This window comes from Roseateles violae, assembly GCF_030410485.1.
Classification (GTDB): domain Bacteria; phylum Pseudomonadota; class Gammaproteobacteria; order Burkholderiales; family Burkholderiaceae_C; genus Roseateles_D; species Roseateles_D violae.
Genome location: NZ_JAUHHC010000002.1, coordinates 124,684 through 140,074, shown reverse-complemented (window position 1 = coordinate 140,074; position 15,391 = coordinate 124,684). Strand labels below are relative to the sequence as shown.

Sequence of the window (15,391 nt, the reverse complement as noted above, 5' to 3'; positions counted from 1 at the left end):
CGCGCGCCGGCCCCTGGAAAGCGGCTCAGCGCCGCGCCAGCAGCTCCTCCATCCAGGCCCGCTCGACGGCCGGTAGCTCATGGACCGAGATCCAGCTCGACTGCTCGGGGCGGAACACATAGCCGGGCGCGGCGCCCTGCTCGATGCGCCGGCGCAGCGGCGTCAGCGCCAGGCGCGCCTCGTCCGCGCGACCCAGCGCGCGCAGCGCGGCGGCCTGGACGATCAGGGCCAGATCGCACCAGGGCCCCTTGGCCAGCGCCGCCTCGGCCTGGCGCAGCGCGGCGGCCGCATCGCCCGCCGCCAGCAGCGACCAGGCCCCCTCCAGCGCCAGCAGGTTCGGGTCGCCGGCGTCCAGCAGGCGCGCCGCCTGCAGCTGCTCGCGGGCGGGCTCGAAGCGGCCGGCACGCAGCAGATCGCGCGCCTGATCGGTGCGCAGGGCGAGCAGGCCGGTGCGCAGCCGGGTCACCCGCTCGTAGAGCGCGAAGGCCTCGTCCCAGCGCCGCAGCAGCGCCAGGCTGGCGGCGCGGCCCCACAGCGCCTCCGGGCTGTCGGCCTGGTAGGCCAGCGCCGCCTCATAGGCAGCCAGCGCGCGCTCGCCCTCGCCCAGCTTGCGCCAGGCATCGGCCAGGGCCAGCTCGACGCGGAAGCGATCCTCGCCGGCCAGGCCCTCGCGGGCGGCCGCCAGCTCGGCGGCCAGCTCGGCCAGCGGCCGGCCGCTGTGCCACAGCGCATCGCTGGCGCTCACCCGCAGCTCGCCGCTGCGCGGATGCAGGGCCAGCGCCTCGGCCGCCAGCGCGCGCACGCCGCTGCCGTCGCCCTGCAACGCCCGCCCGTAGAGATTGGCGCCCAGCACGCGCTCGTCGCTGGCCGCGACCTGGCGTGCGCGCTCGAAGAAGTCCAGCGCCGGCGCCAACTGCCCGTCCTCCAGCCGCTGGTAGCCGGCATTGACGAAGGCGATCGGCAGGCTGGCCGAAACCTCGCGCAGCGCGAACATCTGCTGCACCAGGCCCAGCAGTGCCGGATCGAGCTCGGCGAGGCGCTCGCGCACGATCTCGCGGTGGTCGAAGCGGTCGCGCCGCGGCGATTCGAGCGCATTGGCGCCCTCGGCGAAATACTCCCAGACCGAGCCGCCGGCATAGCGCGACAGGAAGGCCTGGCGCGTCTTGGCGTCGCGCTCCTTGGCCTGGCGGTAGAGCTCCTGGATCGCGCGCGACTGCTCGGCGGTCAGCACGCCATGGACCTGGTGCGTCAGCTCATGCAGCACCGTGTTGTAGCGCTCGAAGATGCTGCGCTCGACATCCTCGATGCCGGTCACCGTGTGATAGCCGCCGGCGCCGCGCACATCGTCCCAGAGCCGCGAGTCGTACTCGATGCGCTGGTCCTTCAGCGCGCGGCCGCCCGGCGTGTCCGACAGCTTCATGTCCAGCGGCTTGATGTAATGCGTGGCCCCGCCCTCGACCAGCAGCGGGATGAAGGCCTTCCAGGGCGCCACCGACAGCGCGACCCGCTTCTGGTGCCGCGGCGACAGCTCGGCCCAGTTCAGCACATAGCGCTCGATGGCGGGCACCTCGGGCATGGGCAGGGCGGCGAAGCGCCGCTCGTAGTCGGCGCGGTGCACGTCGATCGCGAAGCGCTGTGACTCCAGCGCCTTGGCCAGCAGTGCATGGGCGCGGCCGAAGCCGGGGCAGCGCCGCAGTGCCCCGAAGCCCAAATCCCGGGCGGCCGCGAAGTCGCCGCGCACAAAGGCCGCGGCGCCCTGGTGGACGAGCGCCGTCGCCGCCTTCAGCGCGACCGGATCGCGCTGCTCCAGCTGCGTATAGCTGAGCCGCGTGTAGCCATTGCCCAGCAGGTAATGCGCCTGCTCGTGAAAGCGGTTCAGCGCCAGCGCCTGCTCGGCGGCGGCGATCGCCTCCTCGGTGCGGCCGAGCCGGATCAAGGTGTCGGCCAGCGCGACCAGGCCGTCGGCCGTGCGCTGCTCGGCCAGGCCCTGCTGCAGCCGCGCCAGCGAGGCGTCGAAATCGCGCTGCTGGTAGGCGATCTGGCCCAGGCCCTTCAGGGCCGCGGCGCGCTCGGCCGGCCGCGTCGCGCGCGCCAGCGCCGCCTCGAACTGCTGCCGCGCCGGCTCGAAATCGCGCCGCTCCAGCGCCAGGCGGCCGCGCGCCTGCCGGTCGACGGCCGCCTCGCCCAGCGCCGCGCGCCGCTCGACCTCGGCCAGGTCGTCGCGGGCGAACAGCCAGACATAGATCGCCGCGCGCTCGGCCTCGCTGCTGGTTCGCCGGGCCAGCAGCGGCCGCAGCAGCGGCTCGGCCGCGCGGTAGTCCTGCTGCTCCAGCAGCACGGTCAACCGCGCCGTCGTCGGGGCCGGCGCCGGCGTCGACGAGGCGGCAGCGGCCGCAGCGGTGCCGGCGATGCACAGACCGGCCAGCAGGCCGCGGAAGAAATGAACGGCCATGCGGGGCGCTCCAAGCTCTCGGGCTGCTCAATGTAAATGAAGCGCGCGGCCGGCCAGCTTTACGCGGCTTTGCAATGGCCGCGGCGCCGCGCGGTCAACTCGGCGCTAGTGGCTCCGTTGAAAGCACAGGCAGCGCTGGTGCTGCACCTCTTTAGGAAACACCACATCATGAAGACCAAGCTGAAACAACTGGCGCTGCGGCTGACAGCCGCGGCGCTCGTCGGTTCGATGCTGGGTGGCTGTTGCGTGCTGCCCTACGGCCCGCGCGGCCATTACCGCTATGACGGCCACGTGGACGGCGGACGGCACGGCGGCGGCCGCTACTGAAGCAGCGCTCAGCGCTTGAGCGCCGCCAGCAGCCGGCCCAGGAACTCGTTCAGCGCCGGCCCGTTGTCGATCCAGCGCAGGACGACGACGAGGTCGTTGTCGCGGTCGATGTAGACCACGTTCTGGCCGTTGCCGAGGAAGGCCACCGCCGACTCCGGTGCGGCCGGATAGAGCTTGCGACCGGTGTTCAGGAACCAGTTCGCATAACCGTAGCCGGGGTTGGCCGTGCCTGGCGTGCGCGCCTGCCGGATCCAGTCGGGCGAGACGATCTGCTGGCCCGCCCAGCGGCCGTCGCGCAGGAACAGGTAGCCGAAGCGCGCCAGGTCCCAGGCGTCGATGAACATGCCGCCGCCCCAGTGGCCGCCGCCGGAGACCGACTGCATGCGCTGGCCGTCCAGCTCGACCCAGGAGTTGTCGTAGCCGACCCAGCGCCAGCGGCTGGAGGCGCCGATCGGGTCCATCACCCGCTCGCGCAGCACCTCGGGCAGCGGCCGGCGCCAGACCTGCAACGCGGCCAGCGCCAGCGCGTTGATGCGCACATCGTTGTACTTGTAGCGCGTGCCCGGCTCATACAGCTTGCGGTTCGCCCATTCGTCCGGCCGCCCCTCGGGCCGGTCGGCCCAGTCGGGCTTGCCCCAGAGCGTGCCCTGCCAGTCGCTGGTCTGGCGCAGCAGATGATCCCAGGTGATCGCCTGGTTGTGCGGCGCGCTGAACAGATCGACGCCGGCCGGCATATAGGCGCCGGCGCGGTCGTGCACGTCGCGGATCAGGCCCTGCTGCCAGGCCAGGCCGACGACGGTGCTCAGAAAGGTCTTGGCCACGCTGTGCGTCATGTCGACGCTGTGCGTGTCGCCCCATTCGGCCAGCACATAGCCGCGGTGCACGACCAGACCGTTGATCGCCGCGCGCGGCTTGGTCGGCCCGATCAGGCCGCCGAAATGCGGCTCCTTGGCGCCGAAGCTCTGCGCCAGCGCCAGCGCCTGGTCGCGCGGCGCGGGGTTATCCTGGCCGGCGATGAAGCGCAGCGCCTCAGCCAGCTTCACCTCGTCGACGCCCAGCTGCTGCGGCGTGCGGCGCTGCCAGTCGTGGCGGGGCGGGAAATAGTCGGCGGACTCGGCGGCGCGCGCCGGCAGGGCCAGCGGCAGGGTCAGGCCGAGGGACAGGGCGAGCAGCAGGCTGTGGCGGCGCTTCATCGATAGGCGGGTTGGAGAAAACGCTGGCGATGCTAGCCGAGATGAACCTTTTGCCTTCCAATCGGCATACACGCCACGCGGAGGCCGGGTGATGTTCGGATGGGGCACAAGCAAGAGCAAGGCGGTTGCCGACGGCGCGCTCGCGCCGCCGCGCTCCGCACGCGCCGATTCGGCCGAGCATGCCGAGCTGCAGCTGCTGCAGGGCATCGTGCGCGGCCGGCGCGACGATTTCGAGGCGCTCTACCGCATCTACTACCCGCGGCTGTACCGCTTTCTGGAGCGGCTGACCCACCGGCCCGAGCTCAGCGAGGAACTGCTCGACGACACCCTGCTGCTGGTCTGGCAGCGCGGCCAGGACTTCAACGGCCGCAGCAAGCTCTCGACCTGGATCTTCGGCATCGCCTACCGCAAGGCGCTGAAGGCGCTCAGCCGGCAAGACCTGCCCCCCGATGACGACGGCGCCGCCGAGGCGGTCGCCGATGCGGAGGCCGACCCCGAGCGGCGCCTGGGCCACAGCCAGCTGCAGCGCCGGCTCGCGCAGGCGCTGGGCGGGCTGTCGGCCGAGCAGCGCGCGGTCGTCGAGCTCTGCTACTTCCATGGCTTCGACTACCGCGAGATTGCGCAGATCGTCGACTGTCCGGCCGAGACGGTGAAGACGCGGATGTTCCATGCGCGGCGCCGGCTGCGCCCGCTGCTGGCCGACTTCGGCCCGGCCCTGCCCGGAGAACCGGGATGAGCGAGCACAAGGTCGTTCCGATCGAGCGCGATCCGCACCATGCGGTGCAGGCGCTGCTGCCCTGGTATCTGCGCGGCCGGCTGGAGGCCGAGGAGCAGCTGGAGCTGCAGCGCCATCTGCTCGCCTGCCCGCAGTGCCGGGCCGAGTGCGAGGCCGAGCGCCGCCTGCTGGCCGAGCTGTCGCCCCGCGCCGAGCGCAGCGCCGAGCCCGGCGATGTCGAGGCCGGTCTGCGGCGGCTGCGCGCGCGGCTGCCGGCGCGCGCCGAAGCGCGTGCGGCACGCCCCAGCCTGCCGCGCTGGCTGGGCTGGGCGCTGGGACTGCAGGGCACGGCGCTGGCCGGCCTGCTGGCGATGCTGCTGTTCCTGCCGCGACCGCAGCCGGCCGATTACCACGGCCTGTCGGCCGCGGCGCCCGCTATCGCCGCCGACGCGCTGGTGATGTTCGACCCGGCCGCCACCGAGGCGCAGATCCGCCAGGCGCTGCGCGCCAGCGGCGCCCGTCTGGTCGGCGGTCCGACCGGCGGCAATGCCTGGCTGCTACAGCTCGGCGGCGACGCCGCCGCGCGCCGCCATGCGCTGGAGCGCCTGCGGGCCGAGCGCATCGTCAGCCTGGCCGAGCCGCTGCAGGCCGAGGGCGGGCGATGAAGCGCCGCTGGCTGTGCGTGCTGGGCTTGCTGGCCGCATGGGCCTGCAATGCCTCGTCGCAGCCGCCCCCCGGGGATGAGCTCGAGAACGGAATCGCAACAGCCGCGCAACGCCAGCTGCTGGTGATGCTGGAGCGGCCCCGGCCGCATTACCGGCCCGACGGCAGCTACGCCGGCGGCTATGGCAGCGCCCAGGGCCGGCTCGCGCGCCAAGGCCTGGCCGAGAGTCTGGCGCGCGAGCATGGGCTGGAACTGGACGGCGAATGGCCGATGCCGCTGGTCGGCGTCGACTGCGTGGTGATGCGTCTGCCGCCCGGCCGCGCGGCCGAGGAAGCGCTGCAGCGCCTGGGCCGCGACGGCCGCGTCGCCTGGGCGCAGCCGATGCAGCTCTACCGCACGCAGGCAGGCGCCATCGGTCACCGCGATCCGCTCTACCCGGCCCAGCCGGCCGCCCAGCAATGGCGGCTGGCCGAGCTGCACCGGCTGGCGACCGGGCGCGGCGTGCGCATCGCCGTCATCGACAGCGGCGTCGAGGCCGGCCATCCGGATTTGCAAGGCCAGCTGGAGGCCAGCGAGAACTTCGTCGACGGCCGCGCGCCGGCCGGCGAGCGCCATGGCACGGCCGTCGCCGGCATCATCGCCGCGCGCGCCGACAACGGCCTGGGCATTGCCGGCGTCGCGCCTGAGGCGCGGCTGCTGGCCCTGCGCGCCTGCTGGCAGGCCGCGGCGACCAGCGACACCCTGTGCACGAGTTTGAGTCTGGCCAAGGCCCTGCACCGGGCGATCGACCAGGGCGTGCAGATCATCAATATGAGCCTCGCCGGCCCCGAGGACCGGCTGCTGGCGCGCCTGCTCGACGAGGCGCTGGCACGGCGCATCGCCGTGGTCGCCGCGGCCAGCGCCGAGACCGGCGGTCCTCAGCGCTTCCCGGCCTCGCATGCCGGCGTGCTGGCGATCAGCGACGCCGCAGCACGACCCGGCGTGCTGCTGGCGCCGGGCCGCGATGTGCCCAGCGCCGCCGCCGGCGGCGGCTGGGCCCTGTTCAGCGGCGCCTCATTCGCGGCGCCGCATGTGGCCGGCCTGCTGGCCCTGCTGCAGGAGCTGGGGCACGGCGTCGAACGGGTCTCCGCCGGCAGCGCCGGCTCGCCCTGGCGCAGCGCCCTGGTCACCGATGCCGGCGGCCGCATCGACGCCTGCGCCAGCGTGCAGCGACGCAGCCCGCCGGGTCAGCCGCGGCTCAGCTGCGCCACAGCCGCCGACCTGGCGCCCGCCGAGTGATGGCGGGCCGCATCCGCCGGGCTGTCCTGATCGCGCTGAGCCTGGCGTCCGCCGTGGCCGCGGCGCAAGAAAAAACCGCCGCCGGCCAATGGGGCGGCAGCGTCTCGCTGCAGTCGGACCAGCGCTACCGCGGCATCTCGCTCAGCGACGAGAGGCCGCAGGCCCAGGCCAGCCTCGGCTACGACGGCGTCAGCGGCTGGTATGGCGGCGCCCTGCTCGGCCGTGCCCGCTTCGATGCCTACCGGCAGAGCACGATGCTGCTCGGCTATCTGGGCCGGGTCGGCCCGCTCGCCACCGATCTCGACGCCGAGGCTGGCCTGCTGCTGAGCCACTTTGCTTCTGAGAACGCTTATGACTACGGCGAGCTCTACGCCGGCCTGATCGCGCCGCGCTGGCGCCTGCGCCTGCATCTGTCGCCCGACTACTTCGGCCGCGATATGCGCAGCCTCTATGCCGATCTGGAGCTGAACCGGCCGCTGGACGCGGCCTGGCAGCTGTTCGCCCATCTGGGTGTCTTGCAAGGCCTGGGCGGCAGCGCCGTCCATGCCCATGACACCCAGGCCGATCTGCGCCTCGGCGCGGCCTGGCGGCACGGCGCCTACGAACTGCAGCTGTCCTGGGTCGGCGTTCAGCGCGGCGGGCCTTATGCGGCCGCCTATGAGCAGCAGCGCAGCACCGCCGTGCTCGGTCTGCTGATCTCGTTCTAAATCCATTCCCTTTTATCGCACGGCGACATGAACCGTCGCCGGCGGCGCCGGCATCCACCGTCATGACGCGCCGGTTTGCGCGCGTGCTTGGAGACGGAGATGGACGACAAGCATCAATCAACAAGCGATATCTCGCGACGCTGCTTCTGCGGGCGCAGCGGCACGGCCCTGCTGCTGGCCGCCACGGGCTTGCCGCTGGCTTCCTTGAGCGGCTGCGGCGGGGGTGGCAGCTATGGCGGCGACATGACGCCGGCGCCGGGCAGCACCGGCACGAGCAATGCCTATGCGCTCAGTGTGCTCGTCACCGACACCCCGCAATCGGCCTACAGCATGAGCGGCAGCTACAGCGATGCGAAGCTGGTCAACTGCTGGGGCATCGCCTTCAATCCGCAGGGCTTCGTCTGGGTGGCCAACGAGGCGACGGCTACGTCGACGCTGTACGATGGCATGGGCGTACCGCAAAGCCTGGTCGTGACGACGCCGCCCAAGCCGATCGGCATCGTCTTCAACGGCAGCACGAGCGACTTCCGGCTCGGCAGCGGCGGGACCAGCGGCCCCAGCCCCTTCCTGTTCGCGACCGAGGACGGCCTGCTGGCCGCCTGGGCGCCGTCGGTCAATGCGACGGTGGCACTGCCGGTCTACGACGGCAGCGCGGCCGGCAAGTCCTATACGGGCCTGGCCCTGGCCAGCGCCGGCGGCGCGGCCCTGCTTTACGCGGCCGACTTCGCCCATGGCGCGATCGATGCCTTCGACGCCGGCTTCAACCCTCTGGCCGGCAGCCGCTTCGTCGATCCAGGACTACCGGCCGGCTACGCACCGTTCAATGTGCAGACGCTGGGCGATCGCGTCTATGTCGCCTATGCCAAGCGCGATGCCGGCGGCGATGAAGTCAAGGGCGCGGGACTGGGTCGGGTCAATGTCTTCGACAGCGCCGGCACGCTGATCCGCCAGTTGGTCGCCGGCGGCGCGTTGAACGCGCCCTGGGGCCTGGCGCTGGCGCCGGCCGGCTTCGGCGCCTTCGCCAATGCGCTCTTGGTCGGCAATTTCGGCGACGGCAAGATCAATGCCTTCGATGCGAGCACCGGCGCGATGCTGGGCGCGCTGGCCAAGAGCGATGGCTCGGCGATCGCGATCGACGGGCTCTGGGGTCTAGCCTTCGGCAACGGCATCAACAGCCAGCCGGCGACGACGCTGTTCTTCACCGCCGGCCCGGCCGACGAGACGCATGGCGTCTATGGCCGCATCGATGCGCGCTGAAACAAGGAGGCCCGGCATGGCAGTGAGATCTGGTCTGGGTGCGATCGCGGCGAGCCTGCTGCTGCTGGCCCTGCCGGCACCGCTCGCTTGGGCCGACGGCGGCGGCGGCGGTGGTGGAGGCGGCGGTGGCGGCCGCGGCGGTGTCGCCCAGCCGGCCGACCCAGACATGGCGGCCGGCGTCGAGGCCTGGAAGCGCAAGGACTGGTCGACGGTGATCGCGCGCATGGACCAGGTGATCGCGCGCCAGCCGGGCCTGGCGGATGCCTGGAACTACCGCGCCCATGCCTACCGCCAACTCGGCGAGATGGACAAATCGTTCAAGGACTACGAGCAGGCGCTGAAGCTCGACCCCAAGCACCGCGGCGCGCACGAATACCTGGGCGAGGCCTATCTGCAGATCGGCAATCTGGCCAAGGCCGAGGAGCAGCTGAAGATCCTTGACAAGCTCTGCTGGCTGCCCTGCGAGGAGTACAGCGATCTGAAGGAGAAGATCGCCGAGTACAAGAGCAAGCGGCCCTGATCGATAAGACGCGAGTTGGCCTCAGCCGCCGGCGCGCTTGACCTGGTGGCCCTGCTTGAGCAGGGTCTGCATCAGCTTCTCGACATGGTCGCCCTGGATCTCGATCACCCAGTCCTTGAGCGTGCCGCCGCTGCCGCAGGCGGCCTTCAGCTGCTTGGCAAGCGCCGCCAGCTGCTCGTCCGGCAAGACCAGGCCCTTGACCAGGCTGACCACCTTGCCGGCACGCTTCTCGCGGCTGACGCGCACGATGCCGTCGCCGGCCGGCGGTGCCTTCTTGCCGCATTGGCATTGGGCCAGCGCCTGCCGGCAGTTCGGGCAGGTGCGGCCGAGATCGGTCGAGTAGACGAGGCTCATGGCGAGGGTTCCGGATTGGGAGCGGCGGGCGGTGGCGGCGGCGATTGCTCGCGCAGCACCAGGCTGGGCGCATTGCGCAGCGGCAGGCCGGCGGCGTGCAGGTCCTGCAGGATGCGGAACAGCAGCGCACTGCGCACCGCATAGGACTGGCGCGGCGAGCCGACCGAACCGGTCGCGTTGAAGACCAGATTGCCGGCCTCGATGCCGTCCAGCTGCACCTTGGCCGGCGGCTGCGCCATGATTTCCTCATGCTCGACGAAGGCGCGCAGCAGGATCTCGCTGACCCGGCCGGTGTCGGTGTCCAGCGGCATCGGCAGCTTGATCTGCACCAGGCCCGCGGGGCTCTCGTGCGTCACATTGCGAACGACCTTGGTGATGAATTCGGAGTTGGGCACGATCAGGGTCGAGCGGTCGGCCATCTGGATCTCGGTCGCACGCACATTGATGCGGCGGATATCGCCCTCGACCCCGCCCAGCGCCACCCAGTCGCCGACCTTGACCGGCCGCTCGGCCAGCAGGATCAGGCCGGAGACGAAGTTGGACACCACCGCCTGCAGGCCGAAGCCGATGCCCACCGACAGCGCGCTGGCGATCCAGGCCACCTTGTCCAGCGCCAGGCCCAGCGCCGACAGGCCCATGCCGATCGCCAGCACCAGGCCCATGAAGCCGAACAGCGTCGTCACCGAGTTGCGCATGCCGGCGTCCAGCGTGGTCGTCGGCAGGAAGCGCTCGTCCAGCCAGTCGCGCAGCAGGCGCAGCCCGGTCTTGGCCAGGAGGAAGACGATCAGCGCCTGCAGCACGATGGTCGGCCGCAGCTGCAGCTCGCCGATCGAGAGGCCGACGCGCAGCTGATCGGTGCGGTTCAGCAGATCGCCGGGGCTCTCGCCGAAGGGCGCGACGATCAGCACCAGGGTCAGCAGCCAGACGGTCAGGCGCAGCACGCCGGAGCCCAGCTCGGCCAGCTGGTTGCGCAGCAGCGACTTGCGCGAGGGCGGGCCGCCCTCGCCTTCGGCGGCGCTCTTGCGCGCCCGCGCCGCGCCACCGAGCCAGGCGGCGATCGCGTCGTCGATCAGCAGGTTCAGCAGATAGGCGGTCAGCAGCAGCACGGCGACCCAGCAGGCCTGGTGCACGATGAAGCTGCCCAGCGCCACATAGCCGACCAGGATGCTCAGCAGCACGGCGGCCAAGATCGCCCAGCTGCCGAACAGGATCAGCGACAACCAGGGCGGCCGCGGCGCCTCGCCGGCCTCGGCAGCCGCCTGGCGGCGCAGCCGCTCGCCGCGATGGGCGATATGAACCAGCAGCGCGCTCAGCAGCAGCGCGTCGGCGGCGATGATGATCACCTCCAGCGCCAAATTCAGCGGCGCCGCGGCGGCCAGGCGCAAGAGGAACCAGCCGGCAAAGGTGACCGTGCCCAGCAGCGCCGGATACCAGCGCAGGCCGCTGGCGACCGAATCGGGGATAGGCAGCAGGCGCCAGGACGGCCGCTTTGGCGACAGCACCGCGCGGCCGCAGCCGGTGATATAGGCCGAGAAGCAGACGGCGCCGATGATGCTTTGCGCCAGCTCCTGCATCGGGTCGCCCGCGCTCAGGCCGCCGCTGATGCCCTGCATCAGCGCATAGGCGGCAACGCCCGGCACCAGCATGGCCAGCAGCGCCCGCGCCACCGCCAGCAGCGAGCGCCGCACCCGCCCCGGCGGCGCCCGTTCGGCGCTGAGCACCGCCACGCGCTGCTTCAGCCACAGGCGCAGGACGATGGCGGCCGCCGGCAGCAGCGCCAGCGCCAGCCAGCGCTGCGGCGGCGTGGTCGCGGCGGCCGAGCGCACGCGCGCCTCGAAGGCCTCGAGCCGGTGACCGTCGCGGCCGGCGCCGCTGCGCAGTTCGTCCCAGAAGGCGGTCGACAGCAGCGAGTCGCTGCGCTCGAACAGCTCGGCGCGAAAGCGCGCGCGGCGCTGGCCGCCGATCTCCTCGGCCAGCTGCTCGCTCTCCAGCGCCAGCAGCCGCGCCAGCTTCAGCTGCGCGCCGAGCTGCTCGCTGCTCTTCTTCAGCACGCGGCGCTGCTCGGCCACGTCGGCGCTTTCCTTGACGCCCGTCGGCTCGGGGCCCAGCTCGGACAGCCGCGCCTGCGCGCTGTCGAAGGCCGGCTGCTGCTGCTGGGCGATCTGCTGCGCCTGCTGCTGCAGGCCCAGCAATTTCTGCCGGTACTCGATCAGCTCGGCATTGCCGGGCTGATCCTCCTGCAGCCGCTTCTTCAAGCGCTCGACCTGCTGGCGCGCCGCGTCCAGGCTGGCGTCGATCTCGGCGGGATCCTGGGCGCGCGCCGCGCCGGCCAGCAGGCCCAGCGACAGCAGCAGCAGGCAGAAGGACTTGAAGATGCTCATGCAGCCTCTTGGAGGGCGGGCGGGCCGAACAGCGCCAGCACCAGTTGATCGGGAGCATTGATCGTGCGCACGCGCTGGTAGGCCTCCTCGGCCTCCGGATAGCGGCGGCGCAGATAGTGCAGCCACTGCTTGAGCCGGCCGGCCTGGTGGCGCGTCGCCACATGAGCGCGCACCAGCGCGAAGAAGTCCTGCATCAGCGGCAAGAGCTGGCCCCAGACCAGCGGCGGCGCGCCGGGCGAGCGGATCGCCAGCGCCAGGCCCGGATCGGCCACCATGCCGCGGCCCAGCATCAGGTCCGCACAGCCGGACTGCACGCGACAGGCGGCCGCGTCGGCCACGCTCCAGATCTCGCCATTGGCGACGATGGGCACGGCGACGGCCGCGCGCACCGCGGCGATGCGATCCCAGTAGGCCGGCGGCTTGTAGCCATCGGCCTTGGTGCGCGCATGGATCACCAGCTCGCCGGCACCGCCGTCGACCAGGGCCTGCGCGCATTCCAGCGTGCGCGAGTCGTCCAGATAGCCCAGCCGCATCTTGGCCGAGACCGGGATGCCGGCCGGCACCGCGCGGCGCACCGCGGCGGTGATCTCGCGCAGCAGCTCGGGCTCGTCCAGCAGCACCGCGCCACCGCGATGGCGGTTCACGCATTTGGCCGGGCAGCCGAAGTTCAGGTCGATGCCCTCGGGACCGAGCGCGGCCAGCTTGGCCGCGTTCTCGGCCATGCAGACCGGGTCGGAGCCCAGCAGCTGCGCGCGCACCGGCACGCCGGCCGGCGTGCGCCCGCCGTTCAAAAGCTCCGGCACGATGCGGGTGAACACCCGATTGGGCATCAGCTGGTCGGTGATGCGGATGAATTCGGACACGCAGCGGTCGATGCCGCCGACGCGGGTCAGCACATCGCGCAGCATATGGTCGAGCAGGCCCTCCATCGGCGCCAGCAGGATCATGATGCGGGCGGCTCCGGCTGCTCCCGGTGCGTCAGCCACAGCCGGGTGTCGAACTCCAGCTGCGCGTAGTTCGGCTCCATGTGGTGGCACAGCGCATAGAAGGCCTTGTCGTGCTCGAGCTCCTTCAGATGCGCGAGCTCGTGCACGACGATCATGCGCAGGAACTCCGCCGGCGCCTCGCGGAACAGCGAGGCGATGCGGATCTCGCGCCGCATCTTGGTCTTGGCGCCCTGCTGCTGCGGTGCGCGCGTGTGCGTGCCCAGCGCATGCTGGATGATCTTCAGCTTGGCATCAAAGCGGACCAGGTTCAGCGGCGCTGCGTTGCGCATGAAGCGGGACTTCAGCTCCTGCGTGTAGTCGAACAGCGCCTTGTCGCTCTTGATCCCGTGCGGCTCCGGATAGCGCCGCGCCAGCCAGGGGCCGAGCTCGCCTTGCGCCATCATCTCGCCGACCTGCTGCAACAAGGCCGGCGGATAGCCTTGCAGGTACTTCATCGCTGGGGTCATTCGATCCGGGCCGCTGCAGGGGCCGAACGGGCTGGGTGAGGACTCACGGGCCTGCGATTGTATCGAGCGGGCATGATGGGCGGATGGACGACGCCGCAAGCCGCTACCGCATCGTGATCGAACCGCAGGCCTGGGCCTTCGACTGCGAAGAGCCCCAGACCGTGCTGCTGGCGGCGCTGGCCGCCGGCTTGGTGCTGCCGCATTCCTGCCGCAACGGCACTTGCCGCGCCTGCATCGCACAGCTGCTGGAGGGCCGCATCGCCTACCGGATCGAATGGCCGGGACTGTCGCGCGAGGAAAAGGACGAGGGCTGGATCCTGCCCTGCGTGGCCTGCCCGCGCAGCGATCTGCGCATCGCGGCGCCGGCGACGCAGCGGCCCGACCCGGGCTGAAGGCCTCAGACGGCGTCGGGTCGGTCGCGCGCCGGCAGCGCGTCGCGAAACTCGGCAAAGCCCTTCCAGGCCGGCACCGGCGGCTCGTAGTCCGGGCGCGGTGCATGGACCGAATGCTCGAACAGCTGCATCTTGTGCAGATAGCGCGGGCAGTTGGGGAAGATCAGCTCCGCGCTGACACGCACGATGAAGACCGCGCCCGGGCATTGCGCCAGCAGCTCGTCGTCCGCGCGGATGCTGGCGACGCCGTTGACGCGCAGGCGCTGCTGGCGCTCGAAATCCGGGAACAGCAGGCCGACCCGCGGATTGACCAGCAGATTGCCCCAGCTGCGGTACATGCCATTGCCGTCATAGTCCGGAATGGCCAGCGTGCTTTCGTCGAGCACCCGCACGAAGCCGGGCAGGCCGCCCTTGTAGGAACAGTCCGGGCCGCCCTGCGCGTCGGCCGTCGCGACGAAAAGCATCGCCGCACGCGCGATGAAGGCGCGGTCCTCCTCGCTGAAGCGGCGGCGCAGCGTCACCTGCGCCAGCCGGTCGGCCAGCCGCCGCGTGTCGCGGGCGTCCTGCAGTTGCCGCATCCCGGCGTGATACATCGTGGGCTCCGCCATGCTGCCTCCTCGGGCCTGGGGCCGGAGGGGCCGGCCGCCCATCGCGATCCTAGTCCCGGCGCCGCCGACGATCCACAGCGCTTGTGGACAAGTCCGTGCACAGCCTGCGCATGCCGCCGCCAAGTGATTGATTTCACAGCCCGGAAGTCGGACTGCCTCATAAAGCGGCAGCCGCAGGCGACAATCGGAGGCTTTGTCCCCGCGCAGTACCGACCATGCACCGCACGATCTTCACCACGCCCCTCGTCAACAGCACGCTGCGCGCGCTCTCGCTGGCTTGGCTGCGCCTGCGCGGCTGGAAGCTGGACGGCGCGCTGCCGGCCGCCCAGCCCAAGTGCGTACTGATCGCCGCGCCGCACACCAGCAACTGGGACCTGCCCTACACCTTGATGGTGGCCTTCGCGCTGCGGCTGAACATCTACTGGATGGGCAAGGCCTCGATCTTCTCCTGGCCCTTCGGCGGCCTGATGCGCTGGCTGGGCGGCATCGCCGTCGACCGCTCGCAGTCGAACAATCTGGTGGCGGCCTCGGCCGCCGCGCTGCGCGCCGCCGACGGCCCGGTGCAGCTGATCGTGCCGCCCGAGGGCACGCGCAGCAAGACGCGCTTCTGGAAGACCGGCTTCTACTGGATCGCCCACGAGGCCGGCGTGCCCATCGTGCTGGCCTATATGGACTATCCGCGCCGCTTGAGCGGCCTCGGGCCGGTGTTCCAGCCCAGCGGCGATGTCGAGGCCGACATGGCCAAGATCAAGCAGTACTACGCGCAGTTCAAGGGCAAGAACTGGCAGCAGTTCGACCACCAATGAACGGCGACAAGGATCCGCTGCACGGCCTCAGCCTGGAGGCCATCGTCACCGAGCTGGCCCGGTATTTCGGCTGGGACGAGTTGGGCCGGCGCATCGCCATCCGCTGCTTCCAGAGCGAGCCCAGCGTCGCCTCGAGCCTGAAGTTCCTGCGCAAGACGCCCTGGGCACGGGCCAAGGTCGAGAGCCTCTATCTGTTCATGCGCCGCGAGCAGGCGCGACAGCGGCCGCGAAGCTAGGGGTAAGGCCCCCGAATACGGCGACAGCGCGCCGCCGGCCGCGTCGCG

At 71.4% G+C, this 15,391-nt stretch carries 17 protein-coding genes; 10 read left to right on the top strand and 7 right to left on the bottom strand.

Annotated features, from left to right (window positions below):
* Positions 1-25 precede the first annotated feature (25 nt).
* Positions 26-2,452: a tetratricopeptide repeat protein gene (locus QWJ38_RS06165; protein ID WP_290358188.1), complete on the bottom strand. Its 2,427-nt coding sequence runs from the start codon at positions 2,450-2,452 to the stop codon at positions 26-28.
* A 36-nt stretch (positions 2,453-2,488) separates the two neighbouring features.
* On the opposite strand from QWJ38_RS06165, the gene QWJ38_RS06160 reads away from it, so the two are divergent.
* Positions 2,489-2,779: a hypothetical protein gene (locus tag QWJ38_RS06160; protein WP_290358187.1), complete on the top strand. Its 291-nt coding sequence runs from the start codon at positions 2,489-2,491 to the stop codon at positions 2,777-2,779.
* An 8-nt stretch (positions 2,780-2,787) separates the two neighbouring features.
* On the opposite strand, the gene QWJ38_RS06155 is transcribed toward QWJ38_RS06160, so the two are convergent.
* A complete protein-coding gene (locus QWJ38_RS06155; RefSeq protein WP_290358186.1) occupies positions 2,788-3,972 on the bottom strand; it encodes a serine hydrolase domain-containing protein in 1,185 nt (394 codons plus the stop codon).
* 91 nt (positions 3,973-4,063) lie between these two features.
* On the opposite strand from QWJ38_RS06155, the gene QWJ38_RS06150 reads away from it, so the two are divergent.
* The 6 genes from QWJ38_RS06150 to QWJ38_RS06125 all read left to right on the top strand — a co-directional run bounded on the left by QWJ38_RS06150 (position 4,064) and on the right by QWJ38_RS06125 (position 9,113).
* Positions 4,064-4,708 (top strand): RNA polymerase sigma factor, encoded by a 645-nt coding sequence (locus QWJ38_RS06150; protein ID WP_290358185.1) that lies wholly within the window; start codon positions 4,064-4,066, stop codon positions 4,706-4,708.
* Complete coding sequence (locus QWJ38_RS06145; RefSeq protein WP_290358184.1) at positions 4,705-5,352, top strand: zf-HC2 domain-containing protein; 648 nt, start codon at positions 4,705-4,707, stop codon at positions 5,350-5,352. Before QWJ38_RS06150 ends, QWJ38_RS06145 begins: the two co-directional genes overlap by 4 nt.
* A complete protein-coding gene (locus QWJ38_RS06140; RefSeq protein ID WP_290358183.1) occupies positions 5,349-6,629 on the top strand; it encodes a S8 family peptidase in 1,281 nt (426 codons plus the stop codon). Before QWJ38_RS06145 ends, QWJ38_RS06140 begins: the two co-directional genes overlap by 4 nt.
* Entirely contained in the window at positions 6,629-7,336 is a 708-nt protein-coding gene (locus QWJ38_RS06135) for a TorF family putative porin (RefSeq protein ID WP_290358182.1), read from the top strand. Before QWJ38_RS06140 ends, QWJ38_RS06135 begins: the two co-directional genes overlap by 1 nt.
* 99 nt (positions 7,337-7,435) lie before the next feature.
* Complete coding sequence (locus QWJ38_RS06130; protein ID WP_290358181.1) at positions 7,436-8,593, top strand: TIGR03118 family protein; 1,158 nt, start codon at positions 7,436-7,438, stop codon at positions 8,591-8,593.
* 16 nt (positions 8,594-8,609) lie between these two features.
* Positions 8,610-9,113 carry a tetratricopeptide repeat protein gene (locus QWJ38_RS06125; RefSeq protein WP_290358180.1) on the top strand — a complete coding sequence of 168 codons (504 nt, stop codon included), beginning with the start codon at positions 8,610-8,612 and terminating at the stop codon, positions 9,111-9,113.
* Positions 9,114-9,134: 21 nt separating this feature from the next.
* On the opposite strand, the gene QWJ38_RS06120 is transcribed toward QWJ38_RS06125, so the two are convergent.
* Genes QWJ38_RS06120 through QWJ38_RS06105 form a run of 4 tightly spaced genes read right to left on the bottom strand, consistent with a single transcriptional unit; the run spans position 9,135 to position 13,289 of the window.
* A complete protein-coding gene (locus QWJ38_RS06120) occupies positions 9,135-9,467 on the bottom strand; it encodes a translation initiation factor Sui1 (RefSeq protein WP_290358179.1) in 333 nt (110 codons plus the stop codon).
* Positions 9,464-11,848: a DUF3772 domain-containing protein gene (locus QWJ38_RS06115; protein WP_290358178.1), complete on the bottom strand. Its 2,385-nt coding sequence runs from the start codon at positions 11,846-11,848 to the stop codon at positions 9,464-9,466. The genes QWJ38_RS06120 and QWJ38_RS06115 overlap by 4 nt, the downstream gene beginning before the upstream one ends.
* Positions 11,845-12,795: a tRNA dihydrouridine synthase gene (locus QWJ38_RS06110; RefSeq protein WP_290358177.1), complete on the bottom strand. Its 951-nt coding sequence runs from the start codon at positions 12,793-12,795 to the stop codon at positions 11,845-11,847. Before QWJ38_RS06110 ends, QWJ38_RS06115 begins: the two co-directional genes overlap by 4 nt.
* Positions 12,792-13,289, bottom strand: a complete 498-nt coding sequence (locus tag QWJ38_RS06105; RefSeq protein ID WP_290358176.1) for a M48 metallopeptidase family protein — start codon at positions 13,287-13,289, stop codon at positions 12,792-12,794. Before QWJ38_RS06105 ends, QWJ38_RS06110 begins: the two co-directional genes overlap by 4 nt.
* Before the next feature lie 95 nt (positions 13,290-13,384).
* Here QWJ38_RS06105 and QWJ38_RS06100 point away from each other — a divergent pair, with 95 nt between their 5' ends.
* Positions 13,385-13,693, top strand: coding sequence for a 2Fe-2S iron-sulfur cluster-binding protein (locus QWJ38_RS06100; RefSeq protein ID WP_290358175.1), 309 nt, complete (start codon positions 13,385-13,387; stop codon positions 13,691-13,693).
* A 5-nt stretch (positions 13,694-13,698) separates the two neighbouring features.
* On the opposite strand, the gene QWJ38_RS06095 is transcribed toward QWJ38_RS06100, so the two are convergent.
* Positions 13,699-14,301, bottom strand: coding sequence for a pyridoxamine 5'-phosphate oxidase family protein (locus QWJ38_RS06095; protein ID WP_434063950.1), 603 nt, complete (start codon positions 14,299-14,301; stop codon positions 13,699-13,701).
* A gap of 215 nt (positions 14,302-14,516) precedes the next feature.
* Here QWJ38_RS06095 and QWJ38_RS06090 point away from each other — a divergent pair, with 215 nt between their 5' ends.
* Both QWJ38_RS06090 and QWJ38_RS06085 read left to right on the top strand, forming a co-directional pair.
* Positions 14,517-15,107 carry a lysophospholipid acyltransferase family protein gene (locus QWJ38_RS06090; protein WP_290358174.1) on the top strand — a complete coding sequence of 197 codons (591 nt, stop codon included), beginning with the start codon at positions 14,517-14,519 and terminating at the stop codon, positions 15,105-15,107.
* A complete protein-coding gene (locus QWJ38_RS06085; protein ID WP_290358173.1) occupies positions 15,104-15,343 on the top strand; it encodes a VF530 family protein in 240 nt (79 codons plus the stop codon). Before QWJ38_RS06090 ends, QWJ38_RS06085 begins: the two co-directional genes overlap by 4 nt.
* The last annotated feature ends 48 nt before the right edge of the window (positions 15,344-15,391 follow it).

Bases quoted from the DNA above. Each gene is read 5' to 3' on its own strand.
- QWJ38_RS06165 (WP_290358188.1), bottom strand. From the start codon at position 2,452: ATGGCCGTTCATTTCTTCCGCGGCCTGCTGGCCGGTCTGTGCATCGCC.
- QWJ38_RS06160 (WP_290358187.1), top strand. From the start codon at position 2,489: ATGAAGCGCGCGGCCGGCCAGCTTTACGCGGCTTTGCAATGGCCGCGG.
- QWJ38_RS06155 (WP_290358186.1), bottom strand. From the start codon at position 3,972: ATGAAGCGCCGCCACAGCCTGCTGCTCGCCCTGTCCCTCGGCCTGACC.
- QWJ38_RS06150 (WP_290358185.1), top strand. From the start codon at position 4,064: ATGTTCGGATGGGGCACAAGCAAGAGCAAGGCGGTTGCCGACGGCGCG.
- QWJ38_RS06145 (WP_290358184.1), top strand. From the start codon at position 4,705: ATGAGCGAGCACAAGGTCGTTCCGATCGAGCGCGATCCGCACCATGCG.
- QWJ38_RS06140 (WP_290358183.1), top strand. From the start codon at position 5,349: ATGAAGCGCCGCTGGCTGTGCGTGCTGGGCTTGCTGGCCGCATGGGCC.
- QWJ38_RS06135 (WP_290358182.1), top strand. From the start codon at position 6,629: ATGGCGGGCCGCATCCGCCGGGCTGTCCTGATCGCGCTGAGCCTGGCG.
- QWJ38_RS06130 (WP_290358181.1), top strand. From the start codon at position 7,436: ATGGACGACAAGCATCAATCAACAAGCGATATCTCGCGACGCTGCTTC.
- QWJ38_RS06125 (WP_290358180.1), top strand. From the start codon at position 8,610: ATGGCAGTGAGATCTGGTCTGGGTGCGATCGCGGCGAGCCTGCTGCTG.
- QWJ38_RS06120 (WP_290358179.1), bottom strand. From the start codon at position 9,467: ATGAGCCTCGTCTACTCGACCGATCTCGGCCGCACCTGCCCGAACTGC.
- QWJ38_RS06115 (WP_290358178.1), bottom strand. From the start codon at position 11,848: ATGAGCATCTTCAAGTCCTTCTGCCTGCTGCTGCTGTCGCTGGGCCTG.
- QWJ38_RS06110 (WP_290358177.1), bottom strand. From the start codon at position 12,795: ATGATCCTGCTGGCGCCGATGGAGGGCCTGCTCGACCATATGCTGCGC.
- QWJ38_RS06105 (WP_290358176.1), bottom strand. From the start codon at position 13,289: ATGAAGTACCTGCAAGGCTATCCGCCGGCCTTGTTGCAGCAGGTCGGC.
- QWJ38_RS06100 (WP_290358175.1), top strand. From the start codon at position 13,385: ATGGACGACGCCGCAAGCCGCTACCGCATCGTGATCGAACCGCAGGCC.
- QWJ38_RS06095 (WP_434063950.1), bottom strand. From the start codon at position 14,301: ATGGCGGAGCCCACGATGTATCACGCCGGGATGCGGCAACTGCAGGAC.
- QWJ38_RS06090 (WP_290358174.1), top strand. From the start codon at position 14,517: ATGCACCGCACGATCTTCACCACGCCCCTCGTCAACAGCACGCTGCGC.
- QWJ38_RS06085 (WP_290358173.1), top strand. From the start codon at position 15,104: ATGAACGGCGACAAGGATCCGCTGCACGGCCTCAGCCTGGAGGCCATC.